Source organism: Uliginosibacterium paludis, from assembly GCF_039631355.1.
Classification (GTDB): domain Bacteria; phylum Pseudomonadota; class Gammaproteobacteria; order Burkholderiales; family Rhodocyclaceae; genus Uliginosibacterium; species Uliginosibacterium paludis.
Window position 1 is genome coordinate 135,312 of the sequence record NZ_JBDIVF010000002.1, and the last position, 21,269, is coordinate 156,580.

A 21,269-nucleotide genomic window follows, 5' to 3' on the forward strand; every position below is an offset into this window, starting at 1 on the left:
ATGGCCCGTTTTTCCGCTTTCCGCATCTCGCCGCTGCGCCTGATCCGCTCGCGTCCGCTGCGCCCCTTCGCGAAGCGCCTGCTCGATCGCGGGCTCTGGCGCGTCACGCCTCATGCCGTCGGCATCGGCATGGCGGTGGGCTGCTTCTTCGGCATCCTGCTGCCCTTCGGCCAGATCCTCTGTGCGGTGGCACTGGCCGTCGTGCTGCGCGGCAATCTGCTGAGCGCCGCCCTGAGCACGCTGATCTCGAATCCGCTGACCTTCCCGCCGATCTACTATGCCGCCTGGCAAACCGGCAAGCTGATCAAGACCTGGCTGCCGGGCGATGTGGTGAGCGAAGCTGCGCATCTGGCCGACGAAACCCATGTCGTGTCGGAGAGCCTGCTCGGCAGCATGGGGGCCGCCAGCGGCGAGGTGCTGCTGGGCCTGCTCATCCTGGCCCCGCTCGCGGCGCTGGCAGGCTATCTTCTCGGCCGCAGCCTCAGCCAGTTCCGGCAGGGCTGGCGCAAAACCGATCTTCACAGGACGTCTGCATGAGCCGCATTCCCAATGTTGTTTCCATCGCCGGTGTGGACCCCTCCGGCGGCGCCGGCATTCTGGCCGACCTCAAGGCTTTCTCGGCGCTGGGCGCCTACGGTTGCGGCGTGGTCGCCGCGCTCACCGCGCAAAACACCCAGGCCGTCACCGGCGTGCATGTGCCGCCCACCGATTTTCTGAAGTTGCAGATCGACACCCTCTTCGCCGATGTGAAGATCCATGCGGTGAAGCTGGGCATGCTCGGCTCCGCCGACATCGTGCAGACCGTCGCCGAGCGCCTCGCGCACTGGCAGGCGCCCTGGGTGGTGTGCGACCCGGTGATGGTGGCCAAGAGCGGCGATCATCTGCTGGCGAAGAGCGCGGTGGCGATGCTGATCGAAGCGCTGCTGCCGCAGACCTACATGATTACGCCCAACCTGCCCGAGGCAGGCGTGCTCCTCGAGCAGCGCGCACCGGAAACGGTGAAGGAGATGTACCGCGCGGCCGAGCGCCTGCGCAACATGCTGCCGCTCTCCTCCGAGCGCTGGGTGCTGCTCAAGGGCGGCCACCTGCCCGGCAGCGAAGTGGTCGATCTGCTCTTCGATGGCGACCGCATGGTCGAGATGCCGGCGCCGCGCATCGAAACGAAGAACACGCACGGCACCGGCTGCACGCTGTCGTCCGCCATCGCGGCGCTGCTGCCGCAGGCCGGTGAGTTCCGCCGCACCGAGAACGCGGTCCGTGCCGCCACCGACTGGCTGCGCCGCGCGATTGCCGCCTCCGGGCAGCTTGAGGTCGGCAGCGGTCATGGCCCGGTTCATCACTTCCACGCACTGTGGAAATGAGCGCTTCCAGCCAGGCCGGCGCGCCTGCCACCGCGCTGCGCGTACTCGCCGAGCACCGCGACTTCGTGCTGGCGCTCAAGCCGGCCGGCATGAACTTCCACAGCGAAGACGGCGAGGCCGGCTTCGTGGTGCAGGTGCGCGCGCTGCTCGACGAGCCCGGCCTGCACCCGGTCCATCGGCTCGACCGCATCACCTCGGGCCTGGTGCTGCTGGCCCGGCATGCCGAGGCGGCGCGCGAATTCGGCCGCATGTTCGAAGCGGGCGAGATCCGCAAATGCTATCTGGCGCTCTCCGATCACCGCCCGAGCAAGAAGCAGGGCTGCATCAAGGGGGCGATGCTCAAGGGGCGCGGCGGCAGCTGGCGACTCTCGCGCGAGGGTGAGATCGACTGCGCCACACAGTTCTTCAGCTTCTCGGCGGGCGATGGCCTGCGCCTCTTCGTGCTGAGCCCGCTGACCGGCCGCACGCATCAGCTGCGGGTCGCGCTGAAAAGCCTCGGCTCGCCGATCCTGGGAGACGAACGCTATGGCGGCAGCCCTGCAGACCGCGGCTATCTGCACGCCTATGCGCTGCGCTTCTCCTGGTTCGGTGAGGCCTTCGATTTCCTGCACAAACCCGATGAAGGCGAGTACTTTGCGCGCAGCGCCGATCAGCTGACCGGCGCGCCCTGGTCCCTGCCCTGGCCCTGAAAAAGGAACACCATGCCCGTCCCCGCACAGCTCTCCCCGGTCGAAGCACGTGTGCTCGCCGTCCTGATCGAAAAGGCCGCGACCGTCCCCGACACCTATCCGATGTCGCTCAATTCACTGGTCACCGGCTGCAACCAGAAAACCGCCCGCGATCCGGTCATGGAAGTCAGCGAGTCCGAAGCCCTCGAAGCGCTCGACATGCTCCGCAGCCATGACCTCGTCATCGAATCCTCGGGCAGCCGCGTGACCAAGTATTCACACAACATGGGCCGCGTCTACCAGCTGCCGACCCCGTCGGTGGCGCTGCTCGCGACGCTGATCCTGCGCGGCCCGCAGACCGTGGCCGAGCTGCGGGCCAACAGCGAACGGCTCTACCGTTTTGCCGACGCGTCCTCGCTCGAAGCCTTCCTGGCCGAACTCGCCGAGCGCAGCGCCGGCGCGCTGACCCTGCTGCTGCCGCGCGCTCCGGGCGCCCGGGAAAGCCGCTGGGCGCATCTGCTCTGCGGCACGCCAAGCCTGCCGCAAGCGGGTGCAGCCCCCCGTGTGGCGGAGAGCAGCGGGCTGGCGGCCGAAGTGGCGGCGCTGCGCGAGGAAGTCGCCGCGCTGCGGGCAGAAGTCGAAGCTCTCAAGGCACGCTGAGGCGATGGGAGCGGGCGCCCTGCTCGACGACAGCGGCGGCCTCTCCTACCATTTCCGCGCGCTGCGCTACCGGCGCAGCCTGTGGCAGCCCTTCACCCGCCAGGTCGCCCTCTGGCTGAGCGCGTGGCAGCCGCCGGAAGACAGGCTGGTGATCATCGGCCCGAATGCGGGCTACACGCTTGATGCGGCGTTTCTCGGCCGCTTCGCGCGAATCGTGATTCTCGAACCGGATCCGCTCGCGCGCTGGCTGCTGGCCCGCCGCTTTCCGGCCTGCCGTTTCGAACATGAAGTGCTGGACTGCTGCGCAGGCGTTCACGGGCCGGCCATGCTGCGTGCGCGCTTTCCCGGCGCCGCCTTCCTGTTCTCGAACCTGCTGGGTCAGCTCATTGATCGTATCGACCCGCGCTGGCCGGCGGCCCTGCTCGACGCCATGCAGGGCGCAAGCTGGGCGAGCTGTCACGACCTGGCCGCCTGCAGCGAAGCGCCTCGGCGCGACAGCGCGCTGACGCTCAAGGGGTCAGAAACACTGGAAGCGATCCTGCAGCGCTACTGGCCGGGCGATGCGTCGGGCCGAGGCGGCCGCGAGCGCCGGATCCATGACCATGGCAGCTTTGAACACCTGCCCGCGCAGGCCTGCGCGCCCTGGTCCATCACGCCAAGCCAGCATCACCTGGTCGCGTGGAGCTCCATGATCGTGGTCGGATCGTCGAGGATCATGCCGCCGATCACCGGCATGGGCGGCAGATCGTAGTCGGACTCGATGAGCCCCATGTCGGAGAGCTGCTGCACGATCTCGACCGGATCACCGAGCGGCTCCAGCATGCGGCGCAGATCGCCGAAGCGCGTACGGCCATCCACCATGATCAGCGCACGGCGCAGGCGCGAAGGCAGCCCGAGCTTGCGCTCGCTGACTTCGGCACGCCCGCGGGCAGTCTTGGCATAGGTGGCAACGTCGAACATTCGCGCGAATTCCTGTAATACAGGCGGAAATGTTATCGGCCAGACCCCCGCTCCCGCGCTGCCGCCCGGCTGGCGGCCCGCACCGAATGGCTGATTCCCCGCAACGCCTTGTGGTCGCTTGTGACAAAAATCACGGAAAAGCCGGATTCTTGCCGCTCAATGCGAAGAGCTCAGGGATGGCGTCGGGAGATCTCGACCACGATGCCGGCCTCGTCCGGCATCACCACCGCCGAAAAGCCCTCGGGGTCACCACTGACGGCGCTGGCGGTGCCCTGCTTCGAGATCCGCGCACCGATCACATAGGGCGCCGTGCCCTCGCTGCCGGCCATCAGCGGCACCCGGGAGAAGTCGAAATGCAGCGGCCAGTCGCCCACCTTGAGACGCTGCGCGGCGACCGGCGCGCCGCCCGATGAAGGACGCACGAACACGAAAAGCGCGTCGCCCGGCTGGGCAGCCGCCCGCAGCTCATCACTGATCCGGATCTCGCCCTGCAGCCGCAGACCGCTCGGGGCGGCTGCCGGCTCGGGCTGCTTGCCCAGGCGCCGGCTCACTTCCTCCAGCATGGCCGCGGCGCTGCGTCCGATCTCGCTTTCGGGATCGACACGGGCCGCCATGCGGGTCCAGAAGTCCCGGGCCTGCGCATAGTCCTCGCGCTCGAAGGCCATGCTGCCGGCCAGCGCCAGGGCCTTCACGTTGTTGGGATCGATCGCCAGTGCGCGCGTCACCAGCTCCGCCGGCTCGCCCGCCATCGAGTTGCCGTTCGCGCTGCCCAGCGCATCAGCCCAGTCGGCATAGACCTGTGCATCGTCAGGCGTCTTCGCCGCCAGCGCACGGTAGACCTTCACCGCCTCCGGATAGCGCTCGAGCACCATGTAGGACCGTGCCAGCATGCGGGTGGCTTCCAGATCCTCCGGATTGGCCGCAACCTTTTCCGCCAGGCGCTCGACCATCGCATTGATTTCGCCCGGCCCCAGTGTGGCAGGCGGCGCGGTATTGGCCGGATTCAGCCCGGCGGGCTGGCCCAGCAGCAGGTAGAGCCCGATCGCGGCCAGCGGCAGCCCGGCTGCCATGGCCACGGCCCAGACCCGCGACGGGCGCAGCTGCTGCGGCACTTCGACCGCCTGCATCTCGCGCGCGGCACGCTGTTCGATCTCGGCCATGCTCTCGGCATGCGCATCGGCGCTGATGCGGCCGGCGGCCAGCTCGGCCGCCAGCTCGCGGCGCTGCTCGCGCAGGATCCGCAGCGCCGGGCGTTCGTCAGGCGCCTGCACGCTCGCACGCGGAGCGAGCAGGGGCCGCACCAGGCAAGCGGCAACGGTCAGCAGCACCAGCAGCGCTGCAATGAGGAATCCGGTCATTGTTCGTCCTTTGCATCGAGGAGCGCACGGGCCTGTGCCAGTGCCGCCTCATCCGGCGCATCCGCCTCGTCACCCGCCCGTGTGCGCCGGCGCCGTGCCAGCTGCCACCACAGCCCGCCCAGCGCGATCACCGCGGCCAGGCCAGGGCCGATCCACAGCAGCAGCGTGCTGCGCTTGACCGGCGGGTCGTAGAGCACGAAGTCGCCATAGCGCTCGACCATGAATTCGCGCACATCCGCCTCGGTCTTGCCGGCGGCCAGCATCTCGCGCACCTCGCGGCGCAGGTCCTGCGCGAGATCCGCATTCGACTCGGCAATCGACTGGTTCTGGCAGACGAGGCAGCGCAGCTCTTCCGAAATCTTCATGACGCGCGCATCGAGTGCCGCGTCGCTGCCGGCAGCACCGGCCACGCCAAGGAGCCCGGCACAGATGGCGGCTGCCAGGAAGCCGGCCGCCCGGCGCTTCAGCCGGGTAATGGATTCGTCATGCACCCTTGAGCTCCCTGATGCGCGGCATCAATTCCTTTTCGACCGACTCCGGCGAAAGCGGACCGATGTGCTTGTAGCGGATGCGGCCATTGCGGTCGATGAGGAAGGTTTCCGGCACGCCATACACGCCATAGTCGATCCCGACGCGGCCATCCGCATCGACGATGCTGGTGGAATACGGGTCACCATGCTGCGAGAGCCAGGCCAGCGCGTCGGGCTGCTTGTCCTTGTAATTCAGCCCGATCAGGGGCACCACGCCGCGACGCGAAAAGTCGACCAGCGTCTCGTGCTCTTCGCGACAGGCCACGCACCAGGAGGCCCATACATTGAGCAGCCAGACCTGGCCGCGCATGTCGTCGAGCGACAGCGCTTCGGGCTTCTGCAGCTGCGGCAGGCGGAAGGCGGGCGCAGGCTTGTCGATCAGCGGCGAGGGAATCTCGCGCGGGTTCAGCGTCAGGCCGATCCCGAGCAGCGCCACCAGCGCGACGAAAATGCCGAGCGGAATGAGGGCTTTGGCTTTCATCTCAGGCCTCCTGCCGGCGACCGGCCTGGCGACGGTAGCGCGGATCGGTCGCGGCCAGCACGCCGCCCAGCGCCATCAGCAGGCAGCCCGCCCAGATCCAGCTCACGAAAGGCTTGTAGTAGAGGCGCAGCACCCAGCTGTCCTGCCCGGCGGCGTCACCCAGCGACACATAGACATCGCGGAAGGGGCCGACATCGATGGATGACTCTGTCATCGGCATCTGGCGCGCGGTATAGATGCGCTTCTCGGGGTGCAGGATGTTGATCACCCGCTCAGCGCGACGCAGCTCGACGATGCCGCGCGCGGCCACATAGTTGGGGCCCTGCACTTCCTCGACGCGATCCAGCCGGAATGTATAGCCCGCCAGTTCGGCACTGCTGCCGACCCTGAGCGTGATGTCGAGACTCTCTTCATGCGTCTTCACCATGCTCACGCCGATGATGAAGAGGCCGATGCCCAGATGCGCGGCCCACATGCCCCACCAGGCGCGTGGAATCTTCGCCAGCGTGGCGTCCGGCCCGCGCAGGCGCAGCCAGAGTTGCTGTGCGCTGGCGAGCAGCACCCAGGCCGCGAGCGACAGGCCCAGCGCCGCGCGCACCGAGAAGCGCCCCGCCAGCCAGGCCAGCAGGAATCCCAGCAGGCAGGCACTGATCAGGCCGGGCAGCACCTGGCGCAGCAGGCGGGCGCCGTCATGCTCCTTCCAGCGCACGAAGGGGGCCACCATCATCAGCAGCACGACCGGCAGCATCAGCGGGAAGAACACCGCTTCGAAATAGGGCGGCCCGACCGAGAGCTTGGCGCCGGACAAGGCATCGACCAGCAGCGGATAGAGTGTGCCGAGCAGCACGGTCGCCGCCACCACCGAGAGCAGCACGTTGTTGACCAGCAGCAGGCTGTCGCGCGAGAGCAGGGCGAAGCGGCCACCGCCGGCCAGGCTTGTCGCCCGCCAGGCATAGAGCAGCAGCGAGCCGCCGATCACCAGCACCAGCAGCGCGAGAATGAACATGCCGCGGCTCGGGTCGGTGGCGAAGGCATGCACGCTGGTCAGCACCCCGGAGCGGACCAGGAAGGTGCCCAGCAGCGAGAGCGAAAAGGCGCTGATCGCAAGCAGCACGGTCCAGCTCTTGAAGGCGCCGCGCTTCTCGGTCACCGAGAGCGAGTGAACCAGTGCGGTACCGACCAGCCAGGGCATGAAGCTGGCATTTTCGACCGGATCCCAGAACCACCAGCCGCCCCAGCCGAGTTCGTAATAGGCCCAGCCGGAGCCGACCATGATGCCCAGGGTCAGGAAGACCCAGGCGGTCAGCGTCCAGGGGCGCGAGGCGCGCGCCCAGGCCGCATCGAGCCGCCCGCCGAGCAGCGCCGCAATCGAGAAGGCAAACGCCACCGAGAAACCGACATAGCCCATGTAGAGCAGCGGCGGGTGGATGATCATGCCCGGGTCCTGCAGCAGCGGATTGAGGTCATTGCCCTCGGCCGCGCCCGGCAGCAGCCGGGTGAAGGGATTGGACGTAAACAGCATGAAGGCGAGGAAGCCCGCCGCCACCAGGCCCATCACCGCCAGCACGCGGGCCACGAACACTTCCGGCAGGCTGCGGATGAACGAGACCGCCAGCGTCCACAGACCGAGCATCAGCGCCCACAGCAGCAGCGAGCCCTCATGGCTGCCCCATACCGCAGTGATGCGGTAGGCCAGCGGCAGGCGGGTGTTGGAGTGCGAGGCGACATAGGCCACCGAGAAGTCGTTGGCAATGAAGGCCTGGGTCAGACACAGGAAAGCCAGCAGGATCAGCGCGAACTCCAGCCGCGCTGCGGGCCGCGCCACGCCGAGCAGGGCGGCCTGGCCGCGCGCCGCCCCCAGCAGCGGCAGCACCCCCAGCACGAGCGCCACCAGAAAGGCGAGGATCAGGGAAAAATGACCGAGTTCGGGAATCATCGAAGCACCGTTGCAAGTGTCTGGCGCGCGTGGCCGGGCTCAGCCGCGCCGCGCGTGCTGTCTCATTCCGAGACCGTGGTGGCCGTCCGGTGGGCGCGGTCGATTGCGTCCTTGGCTTCGGGCGGCATGTAGTTCTCATCGTGCTTGGCCAGCACCTGGGTGGCGACGAACACGCCGTCGTCTCCCAGCTGCCCCTCGGCCACCGCACCCTTGGTTTCCTTGAAGAGGTCGGGCAGCGCGCCACGATAGACGACCGGCACCACTTTCGCCGTATCGGTGATCGAGAAGCGTACCGTCTGACCGTCGCTTTCGCGCTGGATCGAGCCCGCCAGCACCATGCCCCCGACGCGGAAGGTACGCCCGTGCGGCACTTCGCCCGCGGCCACTTCGCTGGGCGTGTGGAAGAAGACCAGATTGCTGCGGAAGGCGTTGAGCACCAGCGCGGTCGCCGCGCCGAGCAGAACCAGGGCGACGCCGATGAGCAGGAAGCGTTTGTGGCGGGCTTTCATTGTATCTCCGTGCCGGTTTCAGACGCCCGGCGTCAGGTATTGCAGGGTCCAGAAGTGCTCGGTGCAGCGGATCACCGGCTCTTCGCCCAGACCGTCAAGCATGGCGAGCAGTTCCGCCTCGCCGGGAAAATTCTTCAGGATGCGATGCCGGCTGCCATCGGCCAGCGTGCGCAACTGGTAACTGTTGCCTTCCTCATCGCGGCTGTCGATGGGCGTGCTGCTGCCGGCCACGAAGCGATTGTCCATCATCACCACGACCGAGTCCGGCGCAAGACGACGCTGCAGACCGGTGATGAATTCGCGACGGCGCGCCACCGGCACATGCGACAGCCAGAAGCCGGCGAAAGCGCCATTGAAGCTGCCCAGATCCTCATGCAGCGCCCAGGCATCGGCCTGCACGAACACCGCCCGGCCGAGCACCCGGTTGCGCGCGATCGCCAGGGTTTCAAGACTCGCGTCGGTCAGGGTCAGCGAGGCCGCGGCCGGCGCGATGAAGCGGCTCCAGTAGCCGGTGCCGGCAGCCACTTCCAGCACATGGCGGCCTGCGAAGCAGCCCGGCAACCAGGCTTCCAGCTCGCGCAGCTCGGCCTGCCGTTCCGGCTTCTGATAGACCGCGTCGTATTCCGGCGCCCGCTGCGCGTAATAGGCCTGCATCGGATCCATGCTCAGTCCCGCTCCAGCGCCTGCAGCTGCTGCAGGCGGCGCAGGCTCTGGCGCCGGCTGCGACGCAGCAGCCAGATTTCCAGCACCACCAGCAGAAACGCCACGCCGTAGCTGCCCCAGACGAAGAAGCCGCGCCCCCCCATCGAAAGAAAATCCGCCAGCGACTGCCAGTACATCATTGCCCTCCTCCGGCCGGCCCTGCGGTGAGCCGCGCGATCTCGGCCGCCGCCCAGTCGGTATGACGTTCGCGTTCCAGGATAATGCGCCGGGCCCGCGTCAGGCTCGCCGCGATGCTGTAGAACCAGCAGCCCAGCGCCGTCAGCAGCATTGCGACCAGCATCACGCTGGCCATGCTGGAGCCCTTCATGTTCACCGACGCGCCCTGATGCAGGGTGTTCCACCACTTCACCGAGAAATAGATCACCGGCACATTCACCGCACCCACCAGCGCGATGATGGCGCCGGCGCGGTCGGCCCGGCGCGGGTCTTCGATGCTGCGCGTGAGCGCGATGAAACCGGCATAGAGGAAGAGCAGCAGCAGCTGGGAGGTCAGGCGTGCATCCCACACCCAGTAGGCGCCCCAGGTCGGCCGGCCCCACAGCGCGCCGGTCCACAGCGCGAGAAAGCAGAACATCGCGCCGGTCGGTGCCAGCGCCTGCGTCATGTAGAAGGAGAGCCGCGTGCCCAGGCCCAGCCCGATCGCCGCCCAGAACGCCATCACCATGTAGATGAACATGCTCATCCAGGCCGCCGCCACATGAATGTGGATGATGCGATAGACCTCGCCCTGCACCGCGTCGGAGGGTGCCACGAAAAGGCCGATCCAGAGCCCGGCCGCAGTGAAAAGCGCGGCCAGCACCGCGAAGACCGGCACCAGCCGGCCGGCGAGCGGATAGAAAGTCTGCGGTGAAGAGAACCTGAAGATGTTCATGTCGAGGGGCGTCCGGAATCAGGCCGGAAGGATGATACGCAGGAAAGTCCGCCGCGGGCCGGCTTCAGGCGGCGGGCACTCATTCCGCAGCCAGGCGCAGCGCGGCCGCACAGGCCAGGGGCGCCAGCGCGAGCGCGGCAAGCAGACCGCCGCCCATGAGCGAAAACTGCGCCGACACCCCCATGCCGGCACTCCACGCATCCACCGCTCCGGCGCCAAAAATCAGCACCGGCACGAAGAGCGGCAGCACCAGCAGGGCCAGCAGCGAGCCTGCGCCGCGCAGGCCCAGGGTCAGCGCGGCGCCAATAGCGCCGATCAGCGAGAGCGCCGGCGTGCCCAGCAGCAGACCGGCCGCGAGCACCACGAGTTCCGCATCCTCAAGGCGATACATCAGCCCGAGCAACGGCGAAACCAGCACCAGCGGCAGACCGGTCGCCAGCCAGTGCGCGGTGATCTTGGCGGCGACCCAGATCACGGCGGGTTCGGGCGACAGCAGCAACTGCTCCAGCACACCGGATTCATGATCCTTCTCGAAAAGACGCGGCAGGCCCAGCAGCACCGCCAGGAGCGCCGCCACCCAGACCACGCCGGGCCCGATGGCGCGCAGGCGCACCGGATCGGCGCCAACACCGAAGGGAAACAGGCTCGCCACGATGAGGAAGAAGGACAGCGCCACCAGCAGATCGGCCCGCGCACGCCAGGCCAGCAGCAGGTCGCGCCGCAGCACGGCAAGGAAGAGGCTCATGGCGCGAAGGCCTCCACGTCCAGCACCCGCAGCGGCGTGGCGAAAGGCACGTCCTGATGCGAGGTGAAGATCACCATGCCGCCGGCTGCGCAATGCGCATCGAGCTGCGCGGCCAGTGCGGCGACGGCGTCCACGTCCAGCGCGGTGAAGGGTTCGTCCAGGATCCACAACGGACGCGAGGCCGACAGCGCCAGCCGCGCCAGCCCCACGCGGCGGCGCTGCCCTTGGGAGAGCACCTGGCAAGGCAGGGCCAGCTGGCGGCTCAGGCCCAGCCCTTCCAGCGCCTGCCGGCCGGCCTCCGCCGTGATCGCGAGGCCTGCCGTGGCGCAGGCAAAGCGCAGGTTCTCGAGCGGACTCAACAGATCATTGAGCGCGGGCGCATGGCCCAGATAGAGCAGCGCGGCATGGAAAGCCTCGCGCGAACGCCCGATGGCCTCGTCCTGCCAGCAGATGTCACCGGCTGCCGGCTGGGCCAGGCCCGCCAGCAGGCGCAGCAGGCTGGTCTTGCCACTGCCGTTGGCGCCGGCGATCCGCCACAGCTCACCCGGCCCGGCAAAGAGGTCCAGACGGCGAAAAAGCAGACGGTCGCCGCGCTGGCAGCCGAGTTGGCGGGTTTCGAGCATGGCCGGGATTCAAGCACAAGTCCTGCCCGGCGACCAGTTTGTCGGGGCAGCGGGTCTGCCCTCGCGGGCAAGAGCGTGGTCTGCCTGCCACCCGGGTCTCGCCGCCACCTGCCTCCCGGGGGCAGGATTGCCGTCGGCTGTCGGACGTGCCATTCACCTGTCATGACTTCGGCGCAGGATGATTGCCCGGTGCACAGCCCTTTCCAGAACAGATCACGATCCCGGGAGGATTCATGAACGCAAAGCTTTTTCGCGGCCTGGCCATGCTGGCCGTGCTGCTGCCCTGCCTCGCCCAGGCGGCGGACGAACGCCCCAGCATCGCACTGCGCGTCGTCACCCCCTTCGCCAGCGGACACCTGCTCGCCGAAACCGGAGCGCGCTTCAAGGAGGCGCTGGCGCAGAAAGCCCCTCACATCAAGGTCAGCGTGCAGACCGGCGTGCTGGACGAGCAGCGCATCGACCCCGCATTCGGCAGCTGCGAGGCCAGCGCCCGGGTCGGCGAGATCCTGCTCACCGGCGGCCAGCCGATCCAGGACTACGCGCCGGATTTCTTCTTCTTCAACGGCCCCTATGTGATCCGCGACTTCGCGCAGCTTCAGGCGCTCTGGCGCAGCGGCACCGGCAAGGCGATGGCCGGGCTGATCGAGAAAAACGGCAACATGGTGACCTTCGATCCGCTCTATCGCGGCTTCCGCCACTTCACCGCCAACAAGGCCATCCGCTCGCCGGCAGACTTCCGCCATGTGAAGCTGCGCCTGCCGCCGGTACCGGACTGGATCACCGTCTGGCAGGCGCTGGAAGTCACGCCGGTTCAGGTGCCGCTGCCGCGCATCCATGAGGCGCTGGGCAAGGGTGAGGCCGAGGCCTCTGAAGGCGACCTGAGCCAGATCAGCTCGCTCAAGCTGCATGAAGTGCAGAACACCCTGATCCTGACGCGCCATCTTGTCGGCTTCGGCATGCCGCTGGCCAATGCCTGCTTCTTCCGCAAGGAACTCGACGCGGCCGACCAGAAAGCGGTGCGCGAGGCGATGAACGAAGCCACCGCCTGGGCCACGCAGTACAGCGAAATGTCGGAGTCCGCCCAGCTCGATGCCCTGCGCGCGGCTGGCATGCAGGTCATCACCCCGGATGCCGAAGCCATCCGGCGGCGGGCCGAAGCCGCCATCCAGAGCCTCTTTGCCACCAAGTGGACCGTCACCAGCTGGCGCGAGGTGCGCGCCATGTAATGCACCGCGGAGCGGCTGCTCGCCGCTCCGCGCCGGATTCGCCGCGCCTATCCGGATGTCATTACGCCGGCAGGCGCCCCCTGCTTGAATCCGGTGCACAGGCGACGAACTGCCCAGAGGCGCGGCCACGCGCCCGACTCAACGACAGACACTGGAGAACCCATGAAAATCAGACACCTGGGAGGCGTCGCAGCCCTCCTGATGGCAGGCCATGCGCTGGCCGCCACCGACTACCCGACCGGCTACACGAAATGCGCCAAGGAAGGCGACAGCTGCGCCATGAGCGGCACCCGCCATGTCGCCTTCGGCAAGTCCGGCAGCTTCGTCTATGCCGACCTCTCCGGCAGCTTCACCTGCCAGGCATCGCTCTTCCCGGCCAGCAGCGTCGCCGGCACCCGCTACTGCTCCTATTCCGCCAGCACGATCAGCAATGCCTCGGCCAGCAGCGCCGCGGCGAGCAGCGCGGCCTCGTCCTCCGTTGCCTCCTCTTCATCGAGTGCGGCCGCCAGCGCCGGCATCAGCCTGACGGCCACCGGCGCCAGCAACGGCATCGTGCTCTACTGGTCCGTGAGCAATCTTGCCACCGGCGTGCAGGAAATCATGCGCGATACCGACTCCGACCCTGCAGGCCGCAGCCGCCTCGCCAGCGTGGGCGCCGACGTGCGCACCTACACCGACACCAGCGCGGTGGCCGGCACGAAGTATTACTACTGGATCAAGAACACCACCGACAGCGTCTCGACCAACTCCAACGCCGCTTCCGGCCAGGTGAAGAGCGCGTCGAGCAGCAGCGTGGCGAGTTCGGCCGCGGCCTCCTCAGCCGCAGCGTCGTCGGCCAGCAGCAAGAGCAGCAGCGCAGCGTCCTCCTCGGTGGCGTCCAGCAGCTCGAGTGCCGCCAGCGGTCGCTACATGGAAAAGCTCGACCGCGGCGTGGTGGCCGTGCCCGCTGCCAGCGGCATGCTGGTGAGCTGGCGCCTGCTCGGCACCGATCCTTCCGGCATCGGCTTCAATGTGTATCGCGGCAGCACGAAGCTCAACGGCAGCGTGCTCACCAGCGTGACCAGCTTCAATGACACCGCCGGCACAAGCGGCGCCAGCTACTCGGTGCGGCCGGTAATCAATGGCGTGGAGCAGACCGCGGCCAGCGCCCGCGTGCTGGCCAATCCCTATCTCTCGATTCCGCTCAGCAAGCCGGCAGGCGGCACCTCGCCCGACGGCGTGGCCTACACCTATGACGCCAACGACGGCACGGTGGCCGATCTCGATGGTGACGGCGAATACGAGATCGTGCTGAAGTGGCAGCCCACCAACGCCAAGGACAACTCGCAGTCGGGCTACACCGGCAATACCTTCGTGGATGCCTACAAGCTCAACGGCACGCGCCTGTGGCGCATCGACCTGGGCAAGAACATCCGAGCCGGCGCGCACTACACCACCATGGTCGTGTATGACCTCGACAGCGACGGCAAGGCCGAGGTGATGCTGAAGACCGCCGACGGCACCGTCGACGGCAAGGGCACGGTGATCGGATCTGCCTCCGCCGACTACCGCAACAGCAAGGGCTACATCCTCTCCGGGCCGGAATACCTGACCGTGTTCAATGGCGCGACCGGCGCCGCGATGGCCACCACCAACTACCTGCCGGCACGCGGCACGGTGTCGAGCTGGGGGGATTCCTACGGCAACCGCGTCGACCGTTTCCTGGGCGGCGTCGCCTATCTGGACGGCACCCGGCCCTCTGCCGTGTTCTCGCGCGGCTACTACACCCGTGCGGTGATCGTGGCCTGGGACTGGCGCGACGGCAAGCTGACCCAGCGCTGGACCTATGACAGCGGCAACACCCGCAGCAGCAGCACGGCCTATGGCCAGGGCGCACACTGGCTCGCGGTGGCCGACGTCAACAACGACGGCAAGGACGACATCGTCTACGGCGCGGCCACCATCAAGAACGATGGCACCCTGCTCTACAACACGACGCTCGCCCACGGCGATGCGCTGCATGTCGGCGTTCACAACCCCAACCGCAGCGGCAAGCAGGTCTTCATGGTGCATGAGGAGCCGACCTACTACGGCAGCAACCGCGGCATGGAAATGCATGACGCCGCCACCGGCGCGATCCTCTGGGGCTATGGTTCCTCGACCGACGTGGGCCGGGGCGTGTGCATGGACATCGATCCGGCCTACCCCGGCAACGAATGCTGGAGCACGGCCGGCACCGTGCTGATGAGTGCGGCCGGCGTGCAGATTTCCAGCACCAAACGCCCGAGCCCGACGAACTTCGGCGTGTGGTGGGATGGCGACCTCTCGCGCGAACTGCTCGACGACACCAAGATCGACAAGTGGGTGCCCAGCTCGCAATCCACCAGCCGCCTGCTGAGCGCCTACAACTACGGCGCCGCGTCGAACAACAGCACCAAGGCCACGCCGGTCGTCTCGGCCGACCTCTTCGGTGACTGGCGCGAGGAAGTGGTATGGCGCAATGCGGACAACACCGCGCTGCTGATCTTCACCACGCCCTACCCCACCACTTACCGCTTCCCCACGCTGATGCACGATGCGCAGTACCGCGTGCAGGTGGCCGCCCAGAACGCCGGCTACAACCAGCCCCCGCACCCTGGCTTCTTCCTGGGCAACGGCATGGGCACGGTCACGCTGCCGGCAATCAGGACGCCTTGAAACAAGGTGCTGAGTGCTGAGTGCTGAGTGCTGAGTGCTGAGTGCTGAGTGCTGAGTGCTGAGTGTTGCAGGAAGTGTGAGGCGTTTCCCTTGAGACGCCACGCATTTGCAGCCCGGACGCCGGTGAAGGGCCGGTCTCCGGGCTGTTTCATTTCAGGCCCCGGGCGCGGCGCCACCTGCGGCCCGGCCTTGCCGTCCGCCACCCGACACCAGAATTCACTTTGCACCCCGGCACATCCCGCGTATGCTCGGTCTCCGGTGGCATGTACCAGTCCCCTCGCCACTGCCTGTAGCACGTCTGCACACTCTGCATCCGTTCCCTGCAAACCAACGAACCTGCTTCGTCCTCCTCGACTGGTGCCGCCTGGATCATTCCGCGAGCGGCAGGTCGACGCAGCACTCCCTTTTCTGGAGTGATATGTCCTTTGCTTCCCTCGGGCTCATCGAGCCCCTCGTCCGCGCCGTTGCCGAGCGCGGCTATACCACCCCCACGCCCATCCAGGCCCAGGCCATCCCGGCCGTCCTGAACGGCGGCGACCTGATGGCCGCTGCCCAGACCGGTACCGGCAAGACCGCCGGCTTCACGCTGCCCCTGCTGCAGCGCCTGACCGAAACCCCCGCCCGCAAGAAGGGCGCGATCCGCGCACTGGTGCTCACGCCCACCCGCGAACTCGCCGCCCAGGTCGAGGAATCCGTGCGCCTCTATGGCGCGCATCTGCCGATCCGCTCCTATGTGATGTTCGGCGGCGTCAGCATCAATCCGCAGATCGACGCGCTTCGCCGCGGCGTGGATCTGCTCGTCGCCACCCCGGGCCGCCTGCTCGACCATGTGCAGCAGAAGACCCTGGACCTCTCGAACGTCGAGATCCTGGTGCTGGACGAAGCCGACCGCATGCTCGACATGGGTTTCATCCGCGACATCCGCAAGGTACTGGCCCTGCTGCCGAAGCAGCGTCAGAACCTGCTCTTCTCCGCGACCTTCTCGGACGAGATCAAGGCGCTGGCCGATGGCCTGCTGAACAAGCCGCAAATGATCGAAGTGGCGCGCCGCAACACCACCACCGAAATGGTCACCCAGCGCGTGATGCAGGTCGACCAGAAGGCCAAGCGCCATCTGCTGGCCCACCTGATCAAGGAAAAGCAGTGGTTCCAGGTGCTGGTCTTCACCCGCACCAAGCACGGCGCCAACCGCCTGGCGGAGCAGCTCACCAAGGGTGGCATCAACTCGATGGCGATCCACGGCAACAAGAGCCAGAACGCCCGCACCCGTGCGCTCGCCGAGTTCAAGTCGGGCGACCTGCAGGTGCTGGTGGCGACCGACATCGCCGCACGCGGGCTGGACATCGTCGAGCTGCCGCATGTGGTGAATTTCGAGCTGCCCAACGTGCCCGAAGACTATGTGCACCGCATCGGCCGCACCGGCCGCGCCGGCGCCAGCGGTGAAGCCCTCTCGCTGGTCTCGCCGGACGAGGACAAGCTGCTGCGCGACATCGAGAAATTCACCAAGCGCACGATCGAGCGCGCCCCGGTGCCGGCCTTCGACATGCCGGCCGGTGCCGCCAGCGAAACCGACGATCGCCCGCCCCGCCAGCCCCAGGGCCGCGGCCGTGGCGGCAATGCCCAGAGCCAGCCGCGCCGCAGCGCACCGCGTGAAGGCCAACGTGAAGGCCAGCGCGAAGGGCAACGTGCCCCCCGCGATGCCCAGCGCAGCACGCCACGCGATGCAGCCCGCCCTGACCACAATGGCCAGCGCAATGTGCGCGACAGCGATGCCCCGCGCAACGGCGAGAGCCGTCCGGCGCAGCCGCGTCGCCATGCCGATGCGCGCGGCGGCGAAGGCCGCAGTGCCCCGGCCCGGCGGGAAGGCCAGCCCGGCCGCAGTCCGCAGCGCCCCGGCTCGCCCTCGCGCAGCCCGCGCAACGCACGGGGCGAAGCCAACGGCAACGTGGCCCCGCGCCAGCGCCCCGAGGTGAACGGCAATGTGCAGCCGAAGCCCGCGCGCGATGTCGACGGCAATCGCGCCGAGCCCGGTCGTGGCGGCATCAAGGGCGTGTTTGCGCGCGGCATCCGTGCGCTGCGCGACCTCGCGGACTGATACGCGAATCCGCCTTTCGCGGCGCTTCAAATGAAAATGCCGTCAGCATCCGTGCTGACGGCATTTTTCATGGCGGAGCGCTGCGCGCTCAGGTCACCGGCGCCGGGTTGAAGAGCGTCAGCGCGTTGTAGAGCTTGAGCTTCTCGGCACAGGTCTCGCGGCCACTCGCCACATCCAGCATCAGGTGGAAGACCTCCCAGCCCAGGGTCTCGATGGTGGCTTCGCCATCCGCAATCCGGCCGGCATTCACATCCATCAGGTCATGCCAGCGACGGGCCAGATCGGTCCGCGTGGCGACCTTGATCACCGGGCATTCGGCGAGCCCGTAAGGCGTGCCGCGACCGGTGGTGAAGATGTGCAGGTTCATGCCGGCCGCCAGCTGCAGCGTGCCGCAGATGAAATCGCTCGCCGGCGTGGCGGTGTAGACCAGCCCCTTCGTGATGCCACGGTCGGCCAGGCGCTCGCCCGGCGAGAGCACGCCTGAAATGGCCGAGGAGCCGGATTTCACGATCGAGCCCATCGCTTTTTCCACGATGTTCGAGAGCCCGCCCTTCTTGTTGCCGGGCGTGGTGTTGGCACTGCGGTCGACCTGGCCGAGCTTCAGGTAATCGTCATACCAGCCGAGCTCGCGGATGATGTCCTGCGCGACTTCGGGCGTGGCGGCGCGCTCGGTAAGCTGGCGCACGCCATCGCGCACCTCGGTGTTTTCGGAGAACATCACGGTGGCGCCTGCCCGCACCAGCAGGTCGGCGGCAAAACCCAGCGTCGGGTTGGCGGTGATGCCGGAGAAGGCGTCCGAGCCGCCGCACTGCATGCCAACGACCAGGCTGGAGGCCGGACAGGGCTCGCGGCGGCGGGCGTTGAGCCGCGCCAGATGCCGCTCGGCGCGCGCCATGATGGATTCGATCATGTCGTTGAAGCCGAGGTGCTGCTCGTCCTGCAGGCAGACCACATCCAGCCCGGTGGTGTCGCTGTCTTCCTGCTTGAGCAGGATCGCGCCGGGAATCTCCAGACGCTCGGGCTGCAGCTTCTCGCAGCCCAGGCTCACCACCATCACCTCGCCGCCGAAGTTGGGGTTCAGCGAGAGGTTGCGCACGGTGCGGATCGGAATGATCGCGGTCGGCGCGTCAATCGCCACGCCGCAACCATAGGTGTGGTTCAGCGCCACCACGCCATCCACGTTCGGATACTTCGGCAGCAGTTCTTCGCGGATGCGGCGCGCGGCGTGCTCGACGACACCGGCCACGCATTGCACGGTGGTGGTGATCGCGAGCAGGTTGCGCGTGCCGACGCTGCCGTCCGCATTACGGTAGCCCATGAAGGTGTGGCCTTCAAGGGGCTCACGCACAGGCGCCGGGCGGGTGGCCATTGGCAGGCCGGACAGCCCGACGGCTTCCGGCATCGCCAGCAGCTTCTCGTTCACCCAGCGGCCGGTGCCGAGGTCTTCCAGCGCGCGGCCGATCACCACGTCATAACGGCGCACTTCGCCGCCCTTGGGAATGTCTTCCAGCGCGACCTTGTGGCCTTGCGGCACATGCTCGCGCAGCACCACGCCGGGTGCCACTTCGGTGCCGGCCGGCATGCCGCCGGCACGCACGATCACCGCCACATTGTCATCCGGGTGCATCCGGATGATGAGGGGTGCCCTCTCGGTTTGCGGACTGTTCATGTCTGTCTCCTTCCTCGATTCGATCTGCCCCGTGCGGGGGCTTCAAATCCGGTGTGTCCCGTCCGTGTCGCTCACAGCATCTCGAGCGGAGTCGGCGCGGACGGGGGTGGAAAAATATGGTCAAGGCGCTCCAGCGTTGCGGCATCGAGTTTCAGCGCCAGCGCGGCGGCATTCTCCTCGACACGCGCCGGGCTGGAAGCTTTCGGAATCACGATGCATCCGTCATGGCGCAGCAACCAGGCGAGTGCGAGCTGGGCCGGTGTGGCGTCCAGCGAGGCCGCGAGCGCCAGCAGTTCGCGCTGGCGCAGCAGGCGCGCCTGCTCCAGCGGCGAATAGGCCATCAGCGGAATGCCCTGCTCGCGCAGCCAGGGCTGCAGATCCCATTCGATGCCGCGTCGGCCGAGGTTGTAGAGCACCTGGTTGCAGACCGGCAGACCGCTGCCTGCGGCGATCACCTCTTCCATGCCCTCGGCATCGAAGTTGCTCACGCCCCAGTAGCGGATCTTGCCGTCGCGCTGCAGGCGCTCGAAGGCCTCCAGGGTTTCATCGAGCGGCACGCTGCCGGGCCAGTGCAGCAGATAGGCATCGAGCCGGTCAGTGCCCAGCCGCTGCAGGCTTTGCTCGCAGGCCTTGAGCATGGCGCGACGCCCTGCATTGAAGGGATAGACCTTGCTGACGAGGAAGACCTCGTCGCGGCGGCCCTCGATCGCTTCACCGATCAGCCGCTCGGCTTCGCCGTCGCCATACATCTCGGCGGTGTCGATCAGGCTCAGTCCGGCATCGAGCCCGGCGCGCAGCGCGGCGAGCTCCTTCGCCCGGTTGGCCGCCACCTCGCCCATCATCCAGCTGCCCATGCCCAGCGCAGGCACGCGCTCGCCGCCGGGCAGGCTGACGGTTTTCATGACGACGCTCCGATCAGGATGGCGCGGAAGTCATTCACATTGGTCAGCGTCGGCCCGGTCACCACGGCGTCCCCCAGCGCGCCGAAGAAGCCGTGGCCATCATTGTTGTCGAGATGCTCACGCGGCCGCATGCCCTGCTCCCAGGCCCGCATCAGGCTGTCGGGATGCAGCAGGGCGCCGGCGATTTCCTCCAGCCCGTCGACGCCATCGGTGTCGCCCGCCAGCGCATGCACGCCGGGCAGACCATCGAGCGCCACACCCAGCGCAAGCAGGAACTCGACATTGCGTCCGCCGCGGCCGTTGCCGCGCACGGTGACCGTGGTTTCGCCGCCGGAGAGCAGCACGCAGGGCCCGCTGAAGGGCTGGGCGCGCGTCGCCACCTGGCGGGTGATGCCGGCCATGGCCTTGCCCAGATCCCGCGCCTCGCCCTCGATGCTGTCACCGAGAATCCAGGGCGTGACCCCCGCCTCGCGCGCCACCGCGGCGGCGGCCTCCAGCGCCATCTGCGGGGTGGCCACGAGATGGATCTCGTTGCCCTCCAGGCGCGGATCGGAAGGCTTGATCGACTCGCCCGTGCCCCGCTCCAGCACCTCACGCACATGTGCCGGCAGCTCGATGCCATAGCGGCGAACGATGGCGAGCGCGTCTTCGCAGGTCGTGATGTCGGCGCAGGTCGGGCCGGAAGCGATGTCAATCGGATTGTCGCCCGGCACATCGGAAATCAGCAGGGTCACGACCCGGGCCGGATGGCAGGCCGCAGCCAGCCGGCCGCCCTTGATCGCGGAGAGATGACGGCGCACGCAGTTCATTTCGCTGATCGTGGCACCGGACTTCAGCAGCGCGCGGTTGATCGCCTGCTTGTCTTCCAGCGTGATGCCCGGCAAGGGCAGCGGCAGCAGCGAAGAGCCGCCGCCCGAAATCAGGCACAGGACAGTGTCATCGCTGCTGAGCCCGCTCACCCGCGCCAGGATACGCTCTGCCGCAGCCAGGCCGGCCGCATCCGGCACCGGATGCGCGGCCTCGACGATCTCGATGCGCTCGCAGGGCACGGCATAGCCGTAGCGGGTGACGACCAGACCTTCCAGCGGGCCCGGCCAGTGCGCTTCCACTGCGGCAGCCATCGCGGCGGAGGCCTTGCCGGCGCCGATCACGATGAGCCGGCCGCGCGGTGCTTCCGGCAGGAATGGCGGAATGCACAGCGTGGGCTGCGCGGCGGCAATCGCCGCTTCGAACATCCTGCGCAGGAGGTCGGGAGGAGAAAGGTCTGGCTTCATGA

General features: G+C 67.8%; 22 protein-coding genes. 8 read left to right on the top strand and 14 right to left on the bottom strand.

Annotated elements, in window-relative coordinates:
• The 5 genes from ABDB87_RS05620 to ABDB87_RS05640 are packed head-to-tail and all read left to right on the top strand — an operon-like array spanning position 1 to position 3,440.
• Positions 1 to 537 carry a DUF2062 domain-containing protein gene (locus ABDB87_RS05620; protein ID WP_345924925.1) on the top strand — a complete coding sequence of 179 codons (537 nt, stop codon included), beginning with the start codon at positions 1 to 3 and terminating at the stop codon, positions 535 to 537.
• Entirely contained in the window at positions 534 to 1,361 is an 828-nt protein-coding gene (gene thiD / locus ABDB87_RS05625) for a bifunctional hydroxymethylpyrimidine kinase/phosphomethylpyrimidine kinase (RefSeq protein WP_345924927.1), read from the top strand. The genes ABDB87_RS05620 and thiD overlap by 4 nt, the downstream gene beginning before the upstream one ends.
• A complete protein-coding gene (locus ABDB87_RS05630) occupies positions 1,358 to 2,050 on the top strand; it encodes a pseudouridine synthase (protein ID WP_345924929.1) in 693 nt (230 codons plus the stop codon). The genes thiD and ABDB87_RS05630 overlap by 4 nt, the downstream gene beginning before the upstream one ends.
• A 12-nt stretch (positions 2,051 to 2,062) precedes the next feature.
• Entirely contained in the window at positions 2,063 to 2,689 is a 627-nt protein-coding gene (locus tag ABDB87_RS05635; RefSeq protein WP_345924931.1) for a YceH family protein, read from the top strand.
• 4 nt (positions 2,690 to 2,693) lie between these two features.
• The gene (locus tag ABDB87_RS05640; protein ID WP_345924934.1) at positions 2,694 to 3,440 is read left to right on the top strand and encodes a hypothetical protein; all 747 of its coding nucleotides are present in this window, start codon (positions 2,694 to 2,696) and stop codon (positions 3,438 to 3,440) included.
• Here the strand turns inward: ABDB87_RS05640 and ABDB87_RS05645 are convergent.
• From ABDB87_RS05645 to ccmA, 11 genes are all read right to left on the bottom strand, one after another.
• The gene (locus ABDB87_RS05645) at positions 3,356 to 3,649 is read right to left on the bottom strand and encodes a hypothetical protein (RefSeq protein WP_345924936.1); all 294 of its coding nucleotides are present in this window, start codon (positions 3,647 to 3,649) and stop codon (positions 3,356 to 3,358) included. The two genes, ABDB87_RS05640 and ABDB87_RS05645, sit on opposite strands and share 85 nt — an antisense overlap.
• 170 nt (positions 3,650 to 3,819) lie before the next feature.
• Positions 3,820 to 5,007 (bottom strand): c-type cytochrome biogenesis protein CcmI, encoded by a 1,188-nt coding sequence (gene ccmI, locus ABDB87_RS05650; RefSeq protein WP_345924938.1) that lies wholly within the window; start codon positions 5,005 to 5,007, stop codon positions 3,820 to 3,822.
• The gene (locus tag ABDB87_RS05655; protein ID WP_385917326.1) at positions 5,004 to 5,498 is read right to left on the bottom strand and encodes a cytochrome c-type biogenesis protein; all 495 of its coding nucleotides are present in this window, start codon (positions 5,496 to 5,498) and stop codon (positions 5,004 to 5,006) included. Before ABDB87_RS05655 ends, ccmI begins: the two co-directional genes overlap by 4 nt.
• On the bottom strand, positions 5,491 to 6,018 hold the full coding sequence (locus ABDB87_RS05660; RefSeq protein WP_345924941.1) for a DsbE family thiol:disulfide interchange protein: 528 nt from the start codon (positions 6,016 to 6,018) through the stop codon (positions 5,491 to 5,493). Before ABDB87_RS05660 ends, ABDB87_RS05655 begins: the two co-directional genes overlap by 8 nt.
• A gap of 1 nt (position 6,019) precedes the next feature.
• Positions 6,020 to 7,954: a heme lyase CcmF/NrfE family subunit gene (locus ABDB87_RS05665; RefSeq protein ID WP_345924943.1), complete on the bottom strand. Its 1,935-nt coding sequence runs from the start codon at positions 7,952 to 7,954 to the stop codon at positions 6,020 to 6,022.
• A 62-nt stretch (positions 7,955 to 8,016) separates the two neighbouring features.
• The gene (ccmE, locus tag ABDB87_RS05670; protein WP_345924945.1) at positions 8,017 to 8,463 is read right to left on the bottom strand and encodes a cytochrome c maturation protein CcmE; all 447 of its coding nucleotides are present in this window, start codon (positions 8,461 to 8,463) and stop codon (positions 8,017 to 8,019) included.
• An 18-nt stretch (positions 8,464 to 8,481) separates the two neighbouring features.
• Positions 8,482 to 9,126, bottom strand: coding sequence for a class I SAM-dependent methyltransferase (locus tag ABDB87_RS05675; protein ID WP_345924947.1), 645 nt, complete (start codon positions 9,124 to 9,126; stop codon positions 8,482 to 8,484).
• A 2-nt stretch (positions 9,127 to 9,128) separates the two neighbouring features.
• Positions 9,129 to 9,305: a heme exporter protein CcmD gene (ccmD, locus tag ABDB87_RS05680; RefSeq protein WP_345924949.1), complete on the bottom strand. Its 177-nt coding sequence runs from the start codon at positions 9,303 to 9,305 to the stop codon at positions 9,129 to 9,131.
• On the bottom strand, positions 9,302 to 10,057 hold the full coding sequence (gene ccmC, locus ABDB87_RS05685; RefSeq protein WP_345924951.1) for a heme ABC transporter permease CcmC: 756 nt from the start codon (positions 10,055 to 10,057) through the stop codon (positions 9,302 to 9,304). The genes ccmD and ccmC overlap by 4 nt, the downstream gene beginning before the upstream one ends.
• A gap of 79 nt (positions 10,058 to 10,136) precedes the next feature.
• Positions 10,137 to 10,802, bottom strand: a complete 666-nt coding sequence (ccmB, locus tag ABDB87_RS05690; protein WP_345924953.1) for a heme exporter protein CcmB — start codon at positions 10,800 to 10,802, stop codon at positions 10,137 to 10,139.
• Positions 10,799 to 11,425, bottom strand: coding sequence for a cytochrome c biogenesis heme-transporting ATPase CcmA (gene ccmA, locus ABDB87_RS05695; protein WP_345924954.1), 627 nt, complete (start codon positions 11,423 to 11,425; stop codon positions 10,799 to 10,801). The genes ccmB and ccmA overlap by 4 nt, the downstream gene beginning before the upstream one ends.
• A 233-nt stretch (positions 11,426 to 11,658) precedes the next feature.
• On the opposite strand from ccmA, the gene ABDB87_RS05700 reads away from it, so the two are divergent.
• From ABDB87_RS05700 to ABDB87_RS05710, 3 genes are all read left to right on the top strand, one after another.
• Positions 11,659 to 12,651: a TRAP transporter substrate-binding protein gene (locus tag ABDB87_RS05700; RefSeq protein ID WP_345924955.1), complete on the top strand. Its 993-nt coding sequence runs from the start codon at positions 11,659 to 11,661 to the stop codon at positions 12,649 to 12,651.
• Between the two features lie 162 nt (positions 12,652 to 12,813).
• Positions 12,814 to 15,327, top strand: a complete 2,514-nt coding sequence (locus tag ABDB87_RS05705; protein ID WP_345924956.1) for a rhamnogalacturonan lyase — start codon at positions 12,814 to 12,816, stop codon at positions 15,325 to 15,327.
• 418 nt (positions 15,328 to 15,745) lie between these two features.
• Positions 15,746 to 17,422, top strand: coding sequence for a DEAD/DEAH box helicase (locus ABDB87_RS05710; RefSeq protein WP_345924958.1), 1,677 nt, complete (start codon positions 15,746 to 15,748; stop codon positions 17,420 to 17,422).
• Between the two features lie 88 nt (positions 17,423 to 17,510).
• Here ABDB87_RS05710 and garD read toward each other — a convergent pair whose 3' ends face one another.
• The 3 genes from garD to ABDB87_RS05725 all read right to left on the bottom strand — a co-directional run bounded on the left by garD (position 17,511) and on the right by ABDB87_RS05725 (position 21,267).
• Positions 17,511 to 19,091, bottom strand: a complete 1,581-nt coding sequence (gene garD / locus ABDB87_RS05715; protein ID WP_345924960.1) for a galactarate dehydratase — start codon at positions 19,089 to 19,091, stop codon at positions 17,511 to 17,513.
• A gap of 71 nt (positions 19,092 to 19,162) precedes the next feature.
• A complete protein-coding gene (locus ABDB87_RS05720) occupies positions 19,163 to 19,993 on the bottom strand; it encodes an aldo/keto reductase (protein ID WP_345924962.1) in 831 nt (276 codons plus the stop codon).
• Entirely contained in the window at positions 19,990 to 21,267 is a 1,278-nt protein-coding gene (locus ABDB87_RS05725; protein WP_345924964.1) for a glycerate kinase type-2 family protein, read from the bottom strand. Before ABDB87_RS05725 ends, ABDB87_RS05720 begins: the two co-directional genes overlap by 4 nt.
• Positions 21,268 to 21,269 lie beyond the last annotated feature (2 nt).

Coding starts and splice junctions, on each gene's coding strand:
- ABDB87_RS05620 (WP_345924925.1), top strand. CDS start 1: ATGGCCCGTTTTTCCGCTTTCCGCATCTCGCCGCTGCGCCTGATCCGC.
- thiD (WP_345924927.1), top strand. CDS start 534: ATGAGCCGCATTCCCAATGTTGTTTCCATCGCCGGTGTGGACCCCTCC.
- ABDB87_RS05630 (WP_345924929.1), top strand. CDS start 1,358: ATGAGCGCTTCCAGCCAGGCCGGCGCGCCTGCCACCGCGCTGCGCGTA.
- ABDB87_RS05635 (WP_345924931.1), top strand. CDS start 2,063: ATGCCCGTCCCCGCACAGCTCTCCCCGGTCGAAGCACGTGTGCTCGCC.
- ABDB87_RS05640 (WP_345924934.1), top strand. CDS start 2,694: ATGGGAGCGGGCGCCCTGCTCGACGACAGCGGCGGCCTCTCCTACCAT.
- ABDB87_RS05645 (WP_345924936.1), bottom strand. CDS start 3,649: ATGTTCGACGTTGCCACCTATGCCAAGACTGCCCGCGGGCGTGCCGAA.
- ccmI (WP_345924938.1), bottom strand. CDS start 5,007: ATGACCGGATTCCTCATTGCAGCGCTGCTGGTGCTGCTGACCGTTGCC.
- ABDB87_RS05660 (WP_345924941.1), bottom strand. CDS start 6,018: ATGAAAGCCAAAGCCCTCATTCCGCTCGGCATTTTCGTCGCGCTGGTG.
- ABDB87_RS05665 (WP_345924943.1), bottom strand. CDS start 7,954: ATGATTCCCGAACTCGGTCATTTTTCCCTGATCCTCGCCTTTCTGGTG.
- ccmE (WP_345924945.1), bottom strand. CDS start 8,463: ATGAAAGCCCGCCACAAACGCTTCCTGCTCATCGGCGTCGCCCTGGTT.
- ABDB87_RS05675 (WP_345924947.1), bottom strand. CDS start 9,126: ATGGATCCGATGCAGGCCTATTACGCGCAGCGGGCGCCGGAATACGAC.
- ccmD (WP_345924949.1), bottom strand. CDS start 9,305: ATGATGTACTGGCAGTCGCTGGCGGATTTTCTTTCGATGGGGGGGCGC.
- ccmC (WP_345924951.1), bottom strand. CDS start 10,057: ATGAACATCTTCAGGTTCTCTTCACCGCAGACTTTCTATCCGCTCGCC.
- ccmB (WP_345924953.1), bottom strand. CDS start 10,802: ATGAGCCTCTTCCTTGCCGTGCTGCGGCGCGACCTGCTGCTGGCCTGG.
- ccmA (WP_345924954.1), bottom strand. CDS start 11,425: ATGCTCGAAACCCGCCAACTCGGCTGCCAGCGCGGCGACCGTCTGCTT.
- ABDB87_RS05700 (WP_345924955.1), top strand. CDS start 11,659: ATGAACGCAAAGCTTTTTCGCGGCCTGGCCATGCTGGCCGTGCTGCTG.
- ABDB87_RS05705 (WP_345924956.1), top strand. CDS start 12,814: ATGAAAATCAGACACCTGGGAGGCGTCGCAGCCCTCCTGATGGCAGGC.
- ABDB87_RS05710 (WP_345924958.1), top strand. CDS start 15,746: ATGTCCTTTGCTTCCCTCGGGCTCATCGAGCCCCTCGTCCGCGCCGTT.
- garD (WP_345924960.1), bottom strand. CDS start 19,091: ATGAACAGTCCGCAAACCGAGAGGGCACCCCTCATCATCCGGATGCAC.
- ABDB87_RS05720 (WP_345924962.1), bottom strand. CDS start 19,993: ATGAAAACCGTCAGCCTGCCCGGCGGCGAGCGCGTGCCTGCGCTGGGC.
- ABDB87_RS05725 (WP_345924964.1), bottom strand. CDS start 21,267: ATGAAGCCAGACCTTTCTCCTCCCGACCTCCTGCGCAGGATGTTCGAA.